This window comes from Nitrospirillum guanabarense, assembly GCF_034653355.1.
Taxonomy (GTDB): Bacteria; Pseudomonadota; Alphaproteobacteria; order Azospirillales; family Azospirillaceae; genus Nitrospirillum.
The window spans coordinates 499,161-516,703 of record NZ_JAYEER010000002.1 but is presented as its reverse complement, the minus strand read 5'-3'; the positions used below and the strand labels follow the sequence as shown (position 1 = coordinate 516,703).

Genomic DNA, 17,543 nt, shown 5'->3' with positions numbered 1-17,543 from the left:
GAGCCCGCACCCCATGTCCGACACCCCGTCCAAGCCCCACATGACGCATGCCACCGGCGCGCCGGTGGTGGACAACGTGAACATCCAGACCGCCGGCCCGCGCGGCCCAGCCCTGCTTCAGGACATCTGGCTGATCGAAAAGCTGGCCCACTTCGACCGCGAGGTCATTCCCGAGCGGCGCATGCACGCCAAGGGGTCCGGCGCCCATGGCACCTTCACCGTCACCCGGGATATCGGCCGCTACACCAAGGCGAAGATCTTCTCCGAAGTGGGCAAGCAAACACCCCTGTTCGTCCGCTTCTCCACCGTGGCCGGTGAGCGCGGGGCGGCGGACGCGGAACGCGACATCCGCGGCTTCGCCGTCAAGTTCTATACCGAGGAAGGCAACTGGGACATCGTGGGCAACAACACGCCCGTTTTCTTCTTCCGCGATCCCTTGCGCTTCCCCGACCTGAACCACGCCGTGAAGCGCGACCCGCGCACCGGCATGCGCAGCGCCAACAACAACTGGGATTTCTGGACCCTGCTGCCCGAAGCGCTGCACCAGGTCACCATCGTCATGAGCGACCGCGGCATTCCCCGCAGCTATCGCCACATGCACGGCTTCGGCAGCCACACCTTCAGCCTGATCAACGCCGCCAACGAACGGCACTGGGTGAAGTTCCACTTCACCTGCCAACAGGGCATCGAAAACCTGACGGACGCGGAGTCCGAGGCCGTCATCGGCAAGGACCGCGAAAGCCACCAGCGCGACCTGTTCGGCGCCATCGAGGCCGGTGATTTCCCGCGCTGGACCCTGTCCATCCAGGTCATGACAGAGGCCCAGGCCAAGGCGCACAAGCATAATCCCTTCGACCTGACCAAGACCTGGCCAAAGGCGGACTTCCCCTTGATCGAGGTCGGGGTGATGGAGTTGAACCGCAACCCGGACAACGTCTTCGCCGAGGTGGAGCAAGCGGCCTTCTCCCCCGCCAACGTCGTGCCCGGTATCGGCTTCTCCCCCGACAAGATGCTGCAGGCCCGTCTGTTCTCCTATGGCGACGCGCAGCGCTATCGCCTGGGCGTGAACTTCAACCACATCCCGGTGAACGCGCCCAAGTGCCCGTTCCACAGCTATCACCGTGACGGCGCCATGCGCACCGACGGAAACGAGGGCGCGACGCTGCACTACTACCCCAACAGCTACGGGGAGTGGTCGGACCACCCCGACTTCGCCGAGCCGCCCCTGCCGCTGGAAGGGACCGCCACCCATTGGGACCATCGCGTGGACGACGACCATTGGGAGCAGCCGGGCATCCTGTTCCGCAAGATGAATCCGGCACAGCAGAAGCTGCTGTTCGAGAATACCGCCCGGTCCTTGAGCGGGGCGGAGGTGGCGATCCAGGAACGCCATATCGCCAACTGCACCAAGGCCGACCCGGCCTACGGCGAGGGCGTGGCTCTGGCCCTGCGCGCCTTGGCGGTGGCCACCGCGCGCTGACCGATACCGGCGCGATTTATTTCCGAGCACCAGGGCGCCTTCCCGCCCGTACGATAACGTGGGCAAAAGCTCAAGGGGCGGTCTCACCGGCATGGACGGGGGCCGCCCTTTTTTGCAGCCGGCGATCCAGGCCCTTCGCCATAAGAGCCTGGCAACAGCGCAGGAATTTTCTCTCTTTAGTAGAGTTACCACCAATTATCCCGCTTAAAGATTGCGGCACCTAGACCGTGATGGTATTTGTGCGTTGCTCTCCTTTTGCGTGCAAAACATAAATTAATGTCAATTTAATGAAGGAGGGCAACCCATCCCGAGGAGACGTGACATGAGCAAATTTATCGATATCGAGATCGTCATCGACACGGTCACCCTGCTGTCGACCTATCCCAATCCCAGCAAGAACGCCAACGCCCCCACCGGCATCGCCCACAACTTTTCATATATGATTGCCCAGAGCGCCTTTGTGCGGAGCGGGCAGGCCACGGGCGACCTGAACATCAACGCCCTGGTCAACGACACCATCCGTTGGCGGTCGCTATCGCTGTCCGGCAACAGCGACCAGTCGGTCGTGCTGTACGACATCCGCCAGTTCTCCGGCACCCAGGTCACCGGCACCATCACCGCCATCGAATCCAACCCTTATGAGCCGAAGCCCACGCTGGTCGATGGGAAGAACACCAACCCGCCCACCTTCACCACGGTGACTGATCTGGACTATTACTTACAGACCACGGTCATCAACCATGGCACCGAGAACTATCAGGTCTACTTCTACGTGACCCAACCCAACCCCAGCACTGGTCAGCCCCAGCTGGTCGGCTACTTCTACTGGGATCCGACCATCACCGTGGCGTAAACGCCATGCCCTAGGCTTTTTGTTGGGGATGTCCGCCCCGGGCCCGCGCGGAAAAGGCCGCGCGGGCCTATCTTCATGGACCACCCCGACGATGAATCGCCCCGAAAACGGATCGGACAAAGTTCAATTCCTTGATGAGGAACGAGCCGGGTTCGGAAGGGAGCGCCCACCCATGATCAGCACCATCAGCCTCGGCTTCATTGTCGATACCGCCAGCGTGCTGGCAGCCTCACCCCTCCCCAGTCAGGACGCCACCAGCCCCACATTGGTCATGAGCGACCATTGCTTTCTGATCGCCCCACCAACCCAGGCACGGGCCGGCTTGGCTTCAGCCGACCTGCGTCTGGCCCTCAGACGCCAGTCCGTGCTGCGCTGGCAAGGACTATCCTTGTCCGGCAATACCGGGCAAAGCGTCATCATCTACGCGTTGGAGCAGGCCGGGACTGGCAAAGGGAAGGGTTCCGGCCGGCTTGGCCCCATCGTTGCGCGCATCATAACCCAGGAAATGCCGCAGCCCCTTCTGAGAGACTGCGTCAATACCGCCCCCCCACCTTCACCTCGATTCCATCCAGCATCTACGTGCTGGAAACGCCTGTGGAGCATGCCGGCGTCACCCCCATCAAGATTTGCTTCTACCTGACCACCACGGATACGGACGACGGGCAGCCCGCGCTGCTGGGGTATTTCCAGTGGAATGCGACATTGACGGTTCTGTGAGATCGCATCCGGTATCTCACCGCCGGGCGATGCCTTGTCACGCTGCAGGCCGGTTTCCCAAAGCAGCCAGCAATGGCAGGATGGCCTCCCACTCCCCAGCCTTCGGGACCTTCATGCGCACCCTGCTCGCCACCCTGCTCATAGGCGGCCTTCTTATGTCCGGGGTTGGCCACGGCGCGGACCTCGCCCCCGATGTGACCGCGAAGATCGACGTGGTGGTGACCCAAGCGCTGGCGGACAGCGGCACGCCGGGCGCCTCCATCGCCGTGGTGCGCGACGGGGCCATCGCCTACGTCCACGCCTACGGCCAAGCGCGGCGTGAACCGGCGGTGACGGCGACGCCGGCCCAGCGCTTCGCCATCGGCTCCGTCTCCAAGCAGTTCACGGCCGCCGCGGTGATGCTGCTGGTGGAGGACGGCGCGCTGTCGCTGGACGACACGGTGGGCAAGTTCATTCCCAACCTGACCGACGGAAGCCGCATCACCATCCGTCAGGTGCTGAGCCATACCGCCGGCTATCGCGATTTCTGGCCGCAGGACTACGTCCCGGCCATGATGGAAAAGCCCGTCACGACCGACGGCATCTTCGACCGCTGGGCCCGGGTGCCGCTGGATTTCCAGCCGGGCGAGGCCTGGCAGTATTCCAACACCGGCTTCACCATCGCCGCGCGCATCGTGGAAAAGGTGTCGGGCCAGCCCTTCTTCACCTTCCTCACCAGCCGGGTGCTGAAGCCCCTGGGCCTGGATGCCGCCGACATCGACCAGGGCCCGCTGGGACCCAAGGACGCCGCCGGCTACACCCGCTACGCCCTGGGCCAGCCGCGCCCCGCGCCCAAGGAGGCGCCCGGCTGGCTGGTGGGCGCGGCCCAGCTGGCCCTGACGCCCCGGGATCTGGCGCGCTGGGACATCACCCTGATGCAGTGGAAGCTGCTGAAGCCGGAAAGCTGGAAGGCCATGGAGACCAGCGTGCGCCTGAACAACGGCCAGGACGCGCGCTATGGCCTGGGCCTGACCGTCACCAGCGACGGCGCCGCCCGCCTGCTGCGCCACGGCGGCGAGGTCTCCGGCTTCCTGGCGGAGAATCGGGTGTGGCCGGACCTGGGCATGGCCATCGTCGTGCTGGTCAACAGCGACTATGGCGACCCGGCCGGCATCGCCCAGAAGATCAGCGCCCTGTTACCGCTGGCGACCCAACCCAGCGCGGAGGAAACCGCGACCGCGCGCGCCTTCCTGGAGGGCCTGGCCCATGGCCACGCCGACGCCGCCCACCTCACGGCCAATGGCACCGCCTATTTCAGCCCGGCGGCGCTGGCGGACTATGCCGCGACCTTGGGACCGTTGGGGGCCGTGACGGACCTGAAGCCCATGGCCCGCCGCCTGCGCGGCGGCTTCACCGAAGAGATCTACCAGGCCCGCTACGCCAGCCGCGGCGTCCGCATCGTCGCCCGGGCGGACGCGGGGCGGTATGAGCAGTTCCTGGTCTATGTCGACTAACCGCCAATCTTGATCGCCGCAAGAAATGACGCCATATTACGTCATATATGGTGGCTATTAGGATAGCAGCCGTGTCACTCACCCAATACGCGGAACACGGCCTGTTCGCGCCGGCCAAGATCGCCGACAGCCTGCGCACCACCAGCGAGGAGATCGCCCGGTCAGCCGGCTTGGGCCGCGACGCCATCCAGCGCAAAGATCGCCTGCGATCCGCCAAGACCCAGCGGCGGCTGCGGGAAATGGTGGAGGTTATCAACAAGGTCGAGCCACGTTTCGGCTCGGCCCTGATCGCCTATGCCTGGTATCGATCCGAACCCCTGCCCGGCTTCGCCGGTCAAACGGCGATGCAGTTGGTGCGCGACGGCCGGGCCGACGATGTGCTGGACTATATCGACGCCGTCGACGCCGGCATCCACGCCTAGCCCCCGCCTATGGAGTATCGGGGCCTGCTCTATCGTGCGCTGAATCCGGTGTATGCCCGGGAGCCGCTGTCCGGACGCGGGGCGGAGCTTCATGGTGGCCGCTTCAACGCCAAGGGCACACCGGCGCTCTATTGCTCCCTCTCCATCATGACGGCGGTGCGGGAGACCAACCAGGTGGGCGCCCTGCAACCCACCACCCTTGTCTCCTATGACGCAGACATCGCCAGCGTCTTCGACACCCGCGATACCGCCGCGCTGGCCTCGGAAGGCATGGATACCGACGGCCTGGCCGACCCGGCTTGGCGCGAGCGCATGCGCCAAACAGGGGTGGCCCCCACCCAGGCCTTCGCCCGGCGCCTGATCGCACAAGGCTTCCACGGCCTGCTGGTCCGCAGCTACGCCCGTGGCGCCGGGGCGATGGACCTGAACTTGGTGCTCTGGCGATGGGGTTCCGCAGCCCCGTGCCAGCTGATCCTCATCAACGACGAGCAACGGCTTGCCCGCTGACGGGTCGTTAGCCCACCAGTCCGTTCAGCTTGGCGTACTGCAGCAGCATGATGGTCTTGGCGTCCACGATGCGGCCGTCGGCCACCATGGCCAGGGCCTCATCCAAGGTCGGTTCCAGCACCTCGATGTCCTCGCCCTCCGCCATCAGGCCGCCGCCGGCGCCGATGCGGTCGGCGGCGCTGTAGGGGGCGACGAAGAAGGTCAGGCGCTCGGTGACCGAGCCGGGGCTCATGAAGGCCTCGAACACCTTGCGCGCCTCCCCGATGCGGCAGCCGGCCTCCTCCTCCGCCTCGCGGCGGATGGTTTCCTCCGGCGAGGTATCATCCAGCAGGCCGGCCACAGCTTCGATCATCGGGGTGGTGTAGCCGGCGACATAGGCGGCATAGCGGAACTGGCGGACCAGCAGGACGGTGCCGCGCACCGGATCATAGGGCAGGATGACGGCGCCGTGTCCCCGGTCATAGACCTCGCGCGTCATGGTCTGCCAGTCGCCGTCGCGGCGGTGATAATCGAAGGTGACGCTGCGCAGCTCGGACCAGCCTTTGGACAGGACACGGTCTTCACGCACGCGGATGCGATCTTTCATGGGGGCGGCGCTTTCGGTCGGGAAGCCGGAAATAAGGCAACCATTCTGTCTCAAGACCGGTTCCGCCCGCATCCCCCCGGGGGCGGACCCCACCTGCGCCCCACACGCAGGGCTAGCCGCCGCATATCCCAGCCAGGGCGCGGTCCAGCGCGATAGCGTCCAGCGTGCCGGCGGGCAACTGGCGGCGATAGAGATAGTCGTTCACGGCCGCGGCCACCTCCGCCCGGCAAGTCTTGCGGGCACGCAGGGGGGCGACACCCGGCAGGGCCGCCATCAGCGCCTTCTGCGCCGTGTCCAGTTGGGGACGCACGTCGCGCACGAGATCCACGGCCGCGTGGTCCGGCGCCGCCCCGGCCCGGGCCCAGTCCGCCAGCAGGCCATACTGCACCAGCTTGTTGGCCTCGATCTGCGCGCGGAAGACCCCGGCCACCCAGATGCGTTCCAACCCCATGCCTTCGCCCTGGGACACGGCGCTCATGATCACCACCGCCTCGCGTCCGCCATCCTCCACCGCCGCCCCGCTGTCCCATTTCGACAGGGCCACCTGATGGGCCAGCGCCAACCGGTCGGCCGACGCCTCGACCACCGCCCGCAGGCTGTCGGCCGTATCCGCCGGCGGAGCGGCCCAGGCGGAATCCACCAGGGGGACAGCATGCCCGAAGCGAGCACGCCCACAGCGACGACATAGGCCAACAGGCGTCGGCGAGCCATCAGCGACCATCCGTTCCGGTAAAGAAATGATCAGCGCGGGCCAAAGCCACGTGGTCGGACAGCACATCTCCCGGCCGGATGCCGTAGCCGTGCAGGGCCCCGCCCCATCGCGCCTTCATATAGTTCGCCGTGCGGATCAGGCCATCGAACAGCGGGCCGGCCACCGCCGCGTCCTCATCACTGATGGCGGTGACGGCCCAAAACGTCTTCGCCGCCATGCGGGCCCGAAACTCCAGCCCCGGCACGCGCATCCACCCGCTCCAATGATCCAGGTACAGTTTGGCGGCGGACGGCAGGCCGTACCAATAGAGCGGCGCCACGAACACCAGATCGGTGGCGGCCAGCGTCGCCCGCAGCAGCACCGCTCCCGCGCCCTCGGGCGGCGGGTAGGTGCCATCACCGCTGTGGCGCACGTCGACGAAGGTCGGCAGGGGATGGTCGGCCAGGCTGATCCACTCCTGCCGGATATGGTCCGGCAACCGCGCGGCGGCGCGGCGGGCCAGGGTCTCGCTGTTGCCGTCCGGGCGGGCGCCGGTCAGCAGGAACAGGAAACGGCGGTCGTTGGACGCGACGGTCATGGTTCCCTTCTCGGCCTGGCGGCTCTCCCACCCTCAGACTGGCGCGGGGACGGCCCTGGAGACAAGCGGAATCCCAACCTCTTGAGGCTCGGCGAAAAATTTTCCCCGCTGTCGCGGGCGTCGTCGATTCCGCCGGCCGATGAGCCGGGACGCCGAATGGCACGGTGCTGGCCCGCTTCATTCCTACCAGGTGTCGCGGAACCTTCGCCATGGCTCACCGTTCCCCTGGGAGGCGCCGCCCGCGACGGCGGGCGGCAAACGAGCACTGACTGGGAGGGACAAGGTCATGGACGGTATTGTGATTGCCCGGCACAGCTGGATCGTGACGTGCGACGGCGCCAAGATGCTGGTCCTGCGCAACGATGGCGACGCCCAGGCCTTGAAACTGACGGTCCAGCACACGGAGGTGCGCCCGACCACACCCACCCGGGAATTGGGCACGGACCAGCCGGGCCGCTTCGGCATGGGCACGGTGCGCAGCGCCACGGAGGAGACCGATTGGCAGGACCAGGCCGAGGCGGAATTCCTGGCCCATGTGGCCCAGCACCTGGACGGCATGGTGCAGACCGGCACGGTCGGCCGCATGGTCCTGGCGGCGCCACCGCGGGCCTTGGGCATCCTACGCAAACATTTGACCCCGGCGACGCGGGAGATCATCGTCGCGGAAATTCCCAAGGACCTGACCAACCTGCCGGTGCCAGACATCCAGCAATTGCTGGTCGCGTGATCGGTTTCGTGACCGCCAACGTTGTCAGACAGCCCCGCCCTTGGCAGGATGCCCGCCTCAAACGTGGGAGGGTGGGGCATGAAGCGCATTGGGGCGGTGGAACTGGGCGGCACCAAGGCCATCGTGGGCGCGGCCGTCATGGACGGCGCCACGCGACCGCGATCCATCGACACCATCCGCATCCCGACCACCACGCCGGAGGAGACGCTGGCGCGGTGCGTGGTGGCCTTGCGCGACCTGGCCGGCCGCATGGGCGGGCTGGACGCCGTCGGCGTCGCCAGCTTCGGGCCCTTGCAACTCGATCCCCACCGCCCGGAGTACGGCAGCATCACCCGCACGCCCAAGCCGGGCTGGGCCGGCGCGCCGGTGCGCGATCACCTGGCCAACGCGCTTGGACACTTGAAGGAGGGGGGCGTCCCCGTCGCCATCGACACCGACGTCAACGGCGCCGCCCTGGGCGAGGGCCGCTGGGGTGCCGCTCAGGGCCTGGACAGCCATGTCTACGTGACCGTGGGCACGGGCATCGGCGTGGGCGTGGTGGTCGGTGGCCGGCCGCAGCACGGCCTGGTGCATCCCGAGGGCGGCCACCTGCTGGTGCGCCGCGATCCGGCGCGCGACCCCTATGCTGGCCATTGCCCTTATCACGGCGATTGCCTGGAGGGACTGGCCTGCGGCCCGGCCATCGAGGCGCGCGTGGGCCGGCCGGCCACGGAGCTGGCCGACGACCACCCCGTCTGGGACCTGGTGGGCGACTACCTGGGCCAGATGGCGGCCAACCTGCTGTTCGCCCTGTCACCCCAGCGCATCGTCATCGGCGGCGGCGTGGGTGGACGCCCCGGCCTGCTGGACAAGGTGCGCCACCACGCAGAACACCATATCGGCGGCTACATCGACCATCCCGCCCTGGCCGACGGCCTGACCGGTTTCATCGTCCCCCCCGGCCTGGATACCGGCTCAGGCCTCGCCGGAGCCTTGGCCCTGGGTTGGGACGCGCCGTGACCGTCGGCAATCCAGACCCGCTGTTGTATGGTCCGTTGGTTGAATTGTCAGGATCAGGACATGGCTGATAAGCCGGCCGCGACGGCCGCGACACAGGAAAGCCAGGCCAGGGCCAAGATGGGCGCTGTCAAGATGGACGACATCGCCCGCATGGCCGGTGTTTCCAAATCGACCGTATCACGCGCCCTGTCCGGCAGCCCGCTGGTGAATGAGGAAACGCGGGCCCGCATCCAGGCCCTGGTGGAGTCCCACTCCTACCGGGTCGATACGCGGGCGCAGGGTTTGCGCAAGGGGCAAACCCACACCGTCGCGGTGGTCATCCCCCTGTTGCATGAACATGACCAGCCCATTTCCGACCCGTTCTTCCTGGAATTGCTGGGCCATATCGCCGACGCCGTTGCCGACCACGGCTATGATCTTCTGCTGTCCAAGATCGGTCCCGGACGGACGAACGGCATGGCCGACCTGGTCGACACCGGGCGGGTGGACGGGCTGATCGCCATCGGCCAGAGCACCGCCCACCTGGGGCTGGAGCGGCTGGCCGCCCGTGGCATGCCGCTGGTGGTCTGGGGCGCCCAACTGCCCGACCAGCACTATGTGACCGTGGGATCCGATAACCGGGCGGGGGCGGAGCGCGCCGTGACCCATCTGATTGCCCAGGGCCGGCGGCGCATCGTGTTCCTGGGCCAGCGGACGGTGCCGGAAATCCGCCTGCGCCATGAGGGGTATGTCGCGGCCCTGGCGGCGGCTGGCATCGAACCCGATCCGGCACTGGACGTGCCCACCCGCTTCGCCAGCGCCGCAGCACTGACGGCAATGCGCAGCCTGATCTGTGGCGGCGCGTCCTTCGACGCGGTGTTCGCCTGTTCCGATGTCATCGCCATCAGCGCCATCCGCGCCCTGCAGGACCAGGGCATGAAGGTGCCCGAGGATGTGGCCGTGGTCGGCTATGACGACATCCAGATGGCGGCCTTCTACAACCCCGCCCTGACCACCGTGCGCCAGGATACCGCCACCGGCGGCCGCCTGCTGGTGGACCTGCTGTTCGCGCAGATTGCCGGCCGCACCGCCCGCTCGGTCATGCTGCCGACCGAGCTGGTGGTGCGGGCCAGCTGCGGCGCCGCCCTCAGCGGAACCACCACACCAGGATCGCGGTGAGGCCCACCAAGCCCAGCGACAGCACCCGGTAGTTCATCCACAGCGGCTGCCCCGCCAGGGTAGCCGTCTCCGCCCGGAAGACGGCCGGCGTCCATACCAGCGCCGCGCCCTCTTTGGACTGGCCGGTGCCCGGCTTGCCGTCACCCGTGGCCAAACTGACCACCACCAAGATGAGGGCGGAGGCCAGCACCAGCACGGGCGCCATCAGCAGGAAATGCGGGCCGCCGTGGCCCAGCACCACGCAGTAGACGAACAGGCCCAAGCCCAGGGCCAACCCACCGGCAAAGGCGGCGAAGGCCCCCGTGGCGTTGGCCCGGGCCCAGAACAGGCCCACCAGGAACAGCGCCACGACCGGGGGCACGGCGTAGGCCAGGATGGCCTGGAGGTACTGCCACAGCGAACCGAAGCGGGCGATCTGCGGCGCCCACAGCACGGCCAGCGCCATGAAGGCCAGGGTGGCCAGGCGCCCGGTCGTCACCAGCCGCTTCTCGCCCAGATGGGGCCAGCGCAGGCGCACGAAATCCATGGTCACCAGGGTGGAGGCGGAATTGAAGGTGGAGGCGGTGGCCGACATGATGGCCGCCAGGAAGCCCGCCACCACCAGGCCGACCACGCCAGCCGGCAGCAACTTGAACACCAGCGAGGGGTAGACCAGGTCGCCACGCGGTAGGCCGGGGAACAGCAGCAGGGCGGCGGTGCCGGGCAGCACCATCAGGAACAGCACCGGTAGTTTCAGCAGGCCGGCGAACAGGCAGCCCCAGCGGCCGTGGTCGATGCTCTTGGCCGACAGCACGCGCTGCACCATGAACTGGTTGGTGCACCAGAAATAAAATCCGATGAGCGGCACACCGGTGACCAGGCCTGTCCAGGGTAGTACCGGGTCGCCGGCCGGGCGGATAAGGCTCAACATCTCCGGCTTGGTGGCGGCCATCACCGTGTCCCAGCCGCCGGCCTGGCTGAAGGCCATGACGGCGATGACGGCGGCAGCGGTCAGCAGCAGCACCGCCTGGATGGTTTCCGTCACCATGACCGCCGCCAAGCCGCCGGCCGTGGTGTAGATGCCGGCACCCAGCGCCAGCAGCAGGACGATGACGCCCATGGGCACGGCCGGGAAGGCCAGCTGGAACATCAACGCCCCGCCGTACAGGGTGCCGGCGGTGTCCACAGCGATGTTCAGGAACAGAGTAAGACCTGAGAACAGCAGGCGCGAGCGCCGGTCATAGCGCCGTTCCAGGAATTCCGGCGTGGTGTAGACCCCCGTCTTCAACAGGAAGGGCAAGAGGAAGATGCAGAAGAACACGAGGACGATGCCGGCCATCCATTCGTAGTCGAAAACAGCGATGCCGTGGTCGTAGGCGGCCCCTGCCAACCCGATCAGCGTGGTGCTGGAGATGTTGGACGCCAGCAGGGCCAGGCCGATGACGGGCCAAGTCTTGGACTTATGGGCCAGGAAATAGTCCGACGCCGTGCGCTGCCGGCGGCTGACCGCCAGGCCGATGGCGATGATGGCCACGACATACACCAGGATGATCGCCACATCCCAGGACCCCAGCGGACTGCCGCCGTTCATCCCGTCCTCCCTTGAATTTTGCTTGTCTTTCGGCCCGGGCCCGAACCCGGGAACGACGCACCTTGACGCCATCGCGGGGGAATTGCAATCGATTGTATTTTTGGAAGCTGCCGAATGACAACGGCTCCGGCGACTTTTTGACGGGCATGCGCCTGAGATCGTTGAGTCTTTGCCTTTACTTCCCTTCGCTTGTTGCAAACGATCGCCACACGGCCCGAGAAATCGCTGAAAAAGAAGATTGCAATCGGTTGTAGCGTATGTTTGGGTAACGACGTCGAGGCGGCCGGGGAGGCCGTCCCCAAAACGACAATCAAAAAAAGAACGAACGAGGGAGATCGCCATGAAGCGCCATTTGGCCCGCGCCCTGCTGCTGGGCGCCGCCGTCACCGCCACGCCCGCCCTGGCGGCCGAGGACCCCACCAAGGGCCCGGCCCAGCAAGGGCTGGATCTGGATGAGATCGTCATCACCGCCACCGCCCTGCCGCAGTCGAAGTTCAACACCAGCGTCTCGGTCAGCACACTGAACCCGGACCAGATCGCCCAATCCGCCCCCAGCAGCGCCGCCGACATCCTGCGTAACATCCCCGGCTTCCGGGCGGAGGCGTCGGGCGGCGAAGGCAACGCCAACATCGCCGTGCGCGGCCTGCCGGTCGCCTCCGGCGGTGCCAAGTTCCTGCAGTTGCAGGAGGATGGCCTGCCGGTCATGCAGTTCGGCGACATCGCCTTCGGCACCGCCGACACCTATCTGCGCGCCGACTACAACATCGCGCGGGTCGAGGCCATCCGCGGCGGCTCCGCCTCCACCTTCGCCAGCAACGCGCCGGGCGGCGTCATCAACTTCGTCAGCGACACGGGCGAGAAGGAAGGCGGGGCCATCGGCCTGACCCGGGGGTTGGATTACAACGAGACCCGGGCCGATTTCGCCTACGGCGGTCCCATCGCCCCCGGCTGGCGCTTCCATGTCGGCGGTTATTACCACACCGGCGAGGGCCCACGTTCCGTCGGCTATGACGACGCCATGAACGGCGGCCAGATGAAGGCCAACGTCACCCACGACATGGAAAAGGGCTTCATTCGCCTGGACTTCAAATACCTGAACGACCGGTCGCCCGTTTACCTGCCGGTGCCGCTGGCCATTTCCGGCAGCGGCAGCGACCCGCACATCTCCTCCCTGCCCGGATTCGACGCGCTGAGCGGCGCCTTCCAATCACCCTACTTCCGCAAGGACCTGGCGATAGATGCCAACGGCAACCGCCTGACCACCAACATCGGCGACGGCTATCACCCCGTCAGCACCGCGTTCGGCGGCGAGGCCTCGTTCGAGGTGGCGCCCGGCTGGACGCTGGACGATAAGTTCCGCGTGGCGGACAACACCGGCGACTTCGTCGGCCCCTACCCGCAGGAGGTGGACCGCGCCTCCGTCCTGGCGACGGAGATCGGCGGCACCGGCGCCACCCTGCAATACGCCAGTGGTCCCAACGCCGGCCAGACGGTCGGCGCCGCCAGCGTGGGCGGCAACGGGCTGGCATCCCGCATCGCCCTGTTCAACGTCAAGCTCAACGACCTGGGCACCTACACCAACGACCTGAAGGTCACCAAGACGCTGGACACTTTGCCCCTGGGCAAGGGCGCTGTCTCCTTCGGTTATTACAAGGCCCGCCAGAACATCGACATGGACTGGCACTGGAACACCTATCTTGAGACGGTCAACGGCAAGGACGGCGCGCTGCTGAACGTGCTGAACGCCAGTGGCAAGGCCGTCACCTCCAACGGCCTGGTCGCCTATGGCGAGCCCTACTGGGGCAATTGCTGCGTGCGCAGCTATGACATGCACTATGACATCGACGCGCCCTATGCCGCCCTGAACTGGGCCTGGGACAAGCTGACGGTGGACGCCAGCCTGCGCTACGATTATGGCCATGCCTCGGGCAGCTACGCCGGACCCACGGGCACCACGTCCCTGGACGTGAACCAGGACGGTGTGCTGCAGGTGCCGGAGCTGACGGTGCCGGTCGTCAACCAGTCGGCGGCCAACCCGGTCAACTACGACTGGCACTACATCTCCTATTCCATCGGCGCCAACTACGCCATCGACCGCGATCTGGCGCTGTTCGTGCGCTACAGCGAGGGTGGGCGCGCCAACGCCGACCGCCTGGCCTTCGGCTCCATCAACCCCGATGGCTCCACCGCCTACCAGAACGCGGTGAACAAGGTGAAACAGGCCGAAGGCGGCGTGAAATGGCGGTCGGACGTCGGCCTCAGCGTCTTCCTCACCGGCTTCTACGCCAACACCGAGGAAGCCAACCAGGACGTGACCTCGCTGACCCAGCGCTTCATCTCCCGCGTCTATGACGCGGAGGGGGCTGAGCTGGAGGCCAGTTACCGCTACGGCGCCTTCCAGCTGGACGCGGGCGTCACCTATACCCATTCCCGCATCACCAAGGACGAGATCACCCCCAGCGACGTGGGCAACGTGCCCCAGCGCCAGGCCGATTTCGTCTATCAGATCACGCCGTCCTATGTGGGCAACGACTACAGCGTGGGCGTGAACATCATCGGCACGACCGACAGCTACGCCGACACCACCAACAAGCTGGTGATGCCCGGTTATGCGCAGGTCAACTTGTTCGCGACCTATAACCTGACCAACGACATCGTCTGGTCCTTCTCCGCCAACAACCTGTTCAACACCCTGGGCCTGACGGAGGTGGACGGCACCACCGACGCCGTGCCCAGCAACGGCATCCTGCTGGCGCGGTCCATCAATGGCCGCACCTTCAAGACCGGGGTCAAGTACAGCTTCTGATCCTGTGCCGGCTGGCGGATCCCACCCCCCTCCCCAGTGGCGAATCCATCCCCGCCAGCCGGTCTTTTTTCCGATCATTCTGGGACTTCACGGCATGACTTCTTCCCATCCCAGCCGGGCCACGGACTTGCGTGCGCGCCTGGAGCGCCACTGGCCGACGGCGGAGGCGCTGCTGCGCCGCCTCTACGGCGATGCCCCGGCATTGGGGGACTGGCTGGCCGGGGTGCGCGATACCGTGTCCCAGGCGGCTCTGGACCGCCCCGCGGCCCTGGCCGAACGCGACGCGCGGCGACTGGTGGAGCCCGACTGGTTCCAGCGCCCGGACCAACTGGGCTATTGCTTCTATGTCGACCGCTTCGCCGGCACGCTGCCTGGCGTCCAGCGACGGCTGGGCTATCTGGCCGACCTGGGCGTGACCTATCTGCACCCGCTGCCCCTGCTTGCCATGCAGCCCGGTGACAATGATGGCGGCTTCGCCGTGGCCGACTACCGGTCGGTCGAGCCCCGGCTGGGCCGCACGGAGGACCTGGCGGCCCTGGCCGAGGCCGCGCATGCCGCCGGCATGTCCCTGTGCCTGGACGTGGTGTGCAACCACACCGCCCGCGACCACGCCTGGGCCCGGGCGGCGCGATCGGGGGACCCCCACTACCGCGCCTATTACCATGTGCTGGACAGCGCCGACGCCGTGGCCACCTATGAAGCCACCCTGGGCCAGGTGTTCCCCAAGACGGCGCCGGGCAACTTCACGCCCGAACCCAGCTTGGCGCGCGACGGTGGCCAAGCCTGGGTGTGGACCACCTTCTATCCCTACCAGTGGGACCTGAACTACGCCAACCCGGCGGTTTTCCAGGAAATGCTGGAGGTGCTGCTGCACCTGGCCAACCAGGGCGTCGACATCTTCCGCCTGGACAGCACGCCCTTCCTGTGGAAGGCGCCGGGCACCTCCTGCCGGGGGCTGCCGCAGACCCATTGGGTGGTGCGGGCCTGGCGGGCGCTGCTGGCCATCGCGGCCCCGGGCGTGCTGCTGAAGGGCGAGGCCATCGTCGACCCGGACGACGTCGTGTCCTTCTTCGGGCGGGATGAGGCCAGCGGCCTGCCAGCCGCCAACGAATGCCATCTGGCCTACAACAACGGCATGATGACGGCCCTGTGGCTGGCCCAGGCCACCGGCGACGCGGACCCCGCCCACGCCCTGCTGGACCGGCTGGCTGGCCGGCCCCGGCAGGCGGCCTGGATCACCTATGTCCGCTGCCATGACGACATCATCTGGGACGCACTGGCCACCCTGATACCGCATGAGGCGCTGCACCGGGTGTCCGCCTTCTACGCCGGCGCCCTGCCGGGCAGTTACGCCCTGGGCGCCGCCTTCCAGGCGGACGGCGGCGGCGCCCCCAGCACCAACGGTATGGCGGCCTCGCTGGTGGGCCTGCGGCCTGGCGGGCGCCCTGGCGAACCGGACACGGACGCGGCATTGGCCCGTCTGCTGCAGCTGTACCAGGTGACCCTGGCGCTGGATGGCCTGCCGGTGCTGTACATGGGGGACGAGGTCGCGCTGACCAACGCCCCGCTGTCCAGTCTGCCCGCCGGCGAAGGCCGCTGGCTGCACCGGCCGGACATGGACTGGGACCGGGCCGCCGGACGCGATGACGACGCCACCGCCGCAGGCGCGTTCCATACCGCCTTGCGCCGGCTGATCAAGGCACGCGCCGGCCTGCCCGCCCTGCACGGCGCGGAACCCGCGCAGCCCCTGGCTGGCTTGCCGGCGGGGGTCTTGGGCTTCCGACGTACCGGCTCCCGGCCCCTGCTGTGCCTGGCCAACCTGACGGGCCAGACGGTCACGATATCGCTGCCCGCCGCGTCCGGGCGGGACGCGGTGGCGGAGGGCCCTATCGATCCGGCGGCCCTGCCCTTGGGGCCATGGCAGGCCCGTTGGATCGAGGTTTCAGCATGAAGCGCATTGGGGCGGTGGAACTGGGCGGCACCAAGGCCATCGTGGGCGCGGCCGTCATGGACGGCGCCACGCGACCGCGATCCATCGACACCATCCGCATCCCGACCACCACGCCGGAGGAGACGCTGGCGCGGTGCGTGGTGGCTTTGCGCGACCTGGCCGGCCGCATGGGCGGGCTGGACGCCGTCGGCGTCGCCAGCTTCGGGCCCTTGCAACTCGATCCCCACCGCCCGGAGTACGGCAGCATCACCCGCACGCCCAAGCCGGGCTGGGCCGGCGCGCCGGTGCGCGATCACCTGGCCAACGCGCTTGGACACTTGAAGGAGGGGGGTGTCCCTGTCGCCATCGACACCGACGTCAACGGCGCCGCCCTGGGCGAGGGCCGCTGGGGTGCCGCTCAGGGCCTGGACAGCCATGTCTACGTGACCGTGGGCACGGGCATCGGCGTGGGCGTGGTGGTGGGTGGCCGGCCGCAGCATGGCCTGGTGCATCCCGAGGGCGGCCACCTGCTGGTGCGCCGCGATCCGGCGCGCGACCCCTATGCTGGCCATTGCCCTTATCACGGCGATTGCCTGGAGGGACTGGCCTGCGGCCCGGCCATCGAGGCGCGCGTGGGCCGGCCGGCCACGGAGCTGGCCGACGACCATCCCATCTGGGACCTGGTGGGCGACTACCTGGGCCAGATGGCGGCCAACCTGCTGTTCGCCCTGTCACCCCAGCGCATCGTCATCGGCGGCGGCGTGGGTGGACGCCCCGGCCTGCTGGACAAGGTGCGCCACCACGCAGAACACCATATCGGCGGCTACATCGACCATCCCGCCCTGGCCGACGGCCTGACCGGTTTCATCGTCCCCCCCGGCCTGGATACCGGCTCAGGCCTCGCCGGAGCCTTGGCCCTGGGTTGGGACGCGTCTTGAAACCGCTCTTGCCTGAGTCGCGCCCCCGTCGTCATTCATCGGTACGTCGCTGAAACAACCAAGCTACT

Annotated in this window: 17 protein-coding genes; 13 read left to right on the top strand and 4 right to left on the bottom strand. The window is 67.5% G+C overall.

Annotated elements, in window-relative coordinates; translation table 11 throughout:
• Positions 1–13: 13 nt before the first annotated feature.
• From UAA55_RS08810 to UAA55_RS08785, 7 genes are all read left to right on the top strand, one after another.
• On the top strand, positions 14–1,480 hold the full coding sequence (locus UAA55_RS08810; RefSeq protein WP_322952313.1) for a catalase: 1,467 nt from the start codon (positions 14–16) through the stop codon (positions 1,478–1,480).
• Between the two features lie 322 nt (positions 1,481–1,802).
• Positions 1,803–2,333 (top strand): inclusion body family protein, encoded by a 531-nt coding sequence (locus tag UAA55_RS08805; protein WP_322952312.1) that lies wholly within the window; start codon positions 1,803–1,805, stop codon positions 2,331–2,333.
• 28 nt (positions 2,334–2,361) lie between these two features.
• The gene (locus tag UAA55_RS31265; RefSeq protein WP_416235173.1) at positions 2,362–2,973 is read left to right on the top strand and encodes an AidA/PixA family protein; all 612 of its coding nucleotides are present in this window, start codon (positions 2,362–2,364) and stop codon (positions 2,971–2,973) included.
• Entirely contained in the window at positions 2,913–3,050 is a 138-nt protein-coding gene (locus tag UAA55_RS08800) for a hypothetical protein (protein ID WP_322952311.1), read from the top strand. The genes UAA55_RS31265 and UAA55_RS08800 overlap by 61 nt, the downstream gene beginning before the upstream one ends.
• Before the next feature lie 113 nt (positions 3,051–3,163).
• The gene (locus UAA55_RS08795; protein WP_322952310.1) at positions 3,164–4,543 is read left to right on the top strand and encodes a serine hydrolase domain-containing protein; all 1,380 of its coding nucleotides are present in this window, start codon (positions 3,164–3,166) and stop codon (positions 4,541–4,543) included.
• A 71-nt stretch (positions 4,544–4,614) separates the two neighbouring features.
• On the top strand, positions 4,615–4,965 hold the full coding sequence (locus tag UAA55_RS08790; RefSeq protein WP_322952309.1) for an MbcA/ParS/Xre antitoxin family protein: 351 nt from the start codon (positions 4,615–4,617) through the stop codon (positions 4,963–4,965).
• Positions 4,966–4,974: 9 nt separating this feature from the next.
• Positions 4,975–5,472 (top strand): RES family NAD+ phosphorylase, encoded by a 498-nt coding sequence (locus UAA55_RS08785; protein WP_322952308.1) that lies wholly within the window; start codon positions 4,975–4,977, stop codon positions 5,470–5,472.
• 7 nt (positions 5,473–5,479) lie between these two features.
• On the opposite strand, the gene UAA55_RS08780 is transcribed toward UAA55_RS08785, so the two are convergent.
• The 3 genes from UAA55_RS08780 to UAA55_RS08770 all read right to left on the bottom strand — a co-directional run bounded on the left by UAA55_RS08780 (position 5,480) and on the right by UAA55_RS08770 (position 7,347).
• Positions 5,480–6,058: an NUDIX domain-containing protein gene (locus UAA55_RS08780; protein WP_322952307.1), complete on the bottom strand. Its 579-nt coding sequence runs from the start codon at positions 6,056–6,058 to the stop codon at positions 5,480–5,482.
• A 112-nt stretch (positions 6,059–6,170) separates the two neighbouring features.
• Complete coding sequence (locus UAA55_RS08775) at positions 6,171–6,698, bottom strand: chorismate mutase (protein ID WP_322952306.1); 528 nt, start codon at positions 6,696–6,698, stop codon at positions 6,171–6,173.
• Between the two features lie 70 nt (positions 6,699–6,768).
• A complete protein-coding gene (locus tag UAA55_RS08770; protein ID WP_322952305.1) occupies positions 6,769–7,347 on the bottom strand; it encodes a flavodoxin family protein in 579 nt (192 codons plus the stop codon).
• A 286-nt stretch (positions 7,348–7,633) separates the two neighbouring features.
• On the opposite strand from UAA55_RS08770, the gene UAA55_RS08765 reads away from it, so the two are divergent.
• The 3 genes from UAA55_RS08765 to UAA55_RS08755 all read left to right on the top strand — a co-directional run bounded on the left by UAA55_RS08765 (position 7,634) and on the right by UAA55_RS08755 (position 10,231).
• Entirely contained in the window at positions 7,634–8,074 is a 441-nt protein-coding gene (locus UAA55_RS08765; protein ID WP_322952304.1) for a host attachment family protein, read from the top strand.
• Between the two features lie 78 nt (positions 8,075–8,152).
• Entirely contained in the window at positions 8,153–9,073 is a 921-nt protein-coding gene (locus UAA55_RS08760) for an ROK family protein (RefSeq protein WP_322952303.1), read from the top strand.
• 60 nt (positions 9,074–9,133) lie between these two features.
• Positions 9,134–10,231, top strand: coding sequence for a LacI family DNA-binding transcriptional regulator (locus UAA55_RS08755; RefSeq protein WP_322952302.1), 1,098 nt, complete (start codon positions 9,134–9,136; stop codon positions 10,229–10,231).
• Here the strand turns inward: UAA55_RS08755 and UAA55_RS08750 are convergent.
• Entirely contained in the window at positions 10,200–11,801 is a 1,602-nt protein-coding gene (locus UAA55_RS08750) for a sodium:solute symporter (protein ID WP_322952301.1), read from the bottom strand. The two genes, UAA55_RS08755 and UAA55_RS08750, sit on opposite strands and share 32 nt — an antisense overlap.
• A 340-nt stretch (positions 11,802–12,141) precedes the next feature.
• On the opposite strand from UAA55_RS08750, the gene UAA55_RS08745 reads away from it, so the two are divergent.
• From UAA55_RS08745 to UAA55_RS08735, 3 genes are all read left to right on the top strand, one after another.
• Positions 12,142–14,607, top strand: coding sequence for a TonB-dependent receptor (locus UAA55_RS08745; RefSeq protein ID WP_322952300.1), 2,466 nt, complete (start codon positions 12,142–12,144; stop codon positions 14,605–14,607).
• Positions 14,608–14,701: 94 nt separating this feature from the next.
• Complete coding sequence (locus tag UAA55_RS08740) at positions 14,702–16,558, top strand: alpha-amylase family glycosyl hydrolase (protein WP_322952299.1); 1,857 nt, start codon at positions 14,702–14,704, stop codon at positions 16,556–16,558.
• The gene (locus UAA55_RS08735) at positions 16,555–17,475 is read left to right on the top strand and encodes an ROK family protein (protein WP_322952298.1); all 921 of its coding nucleotides are present in this window, start codon (positions 16,555–16,557) and stop codon (positions 17,473–17,475) included. Before UAA55_RS08740 ends, UAA55_RS08735 begins: the two co-directional genes overlap by 4 nt.
• Positions 17,476–17,543 lie beyond the last annotated feature (68 nt).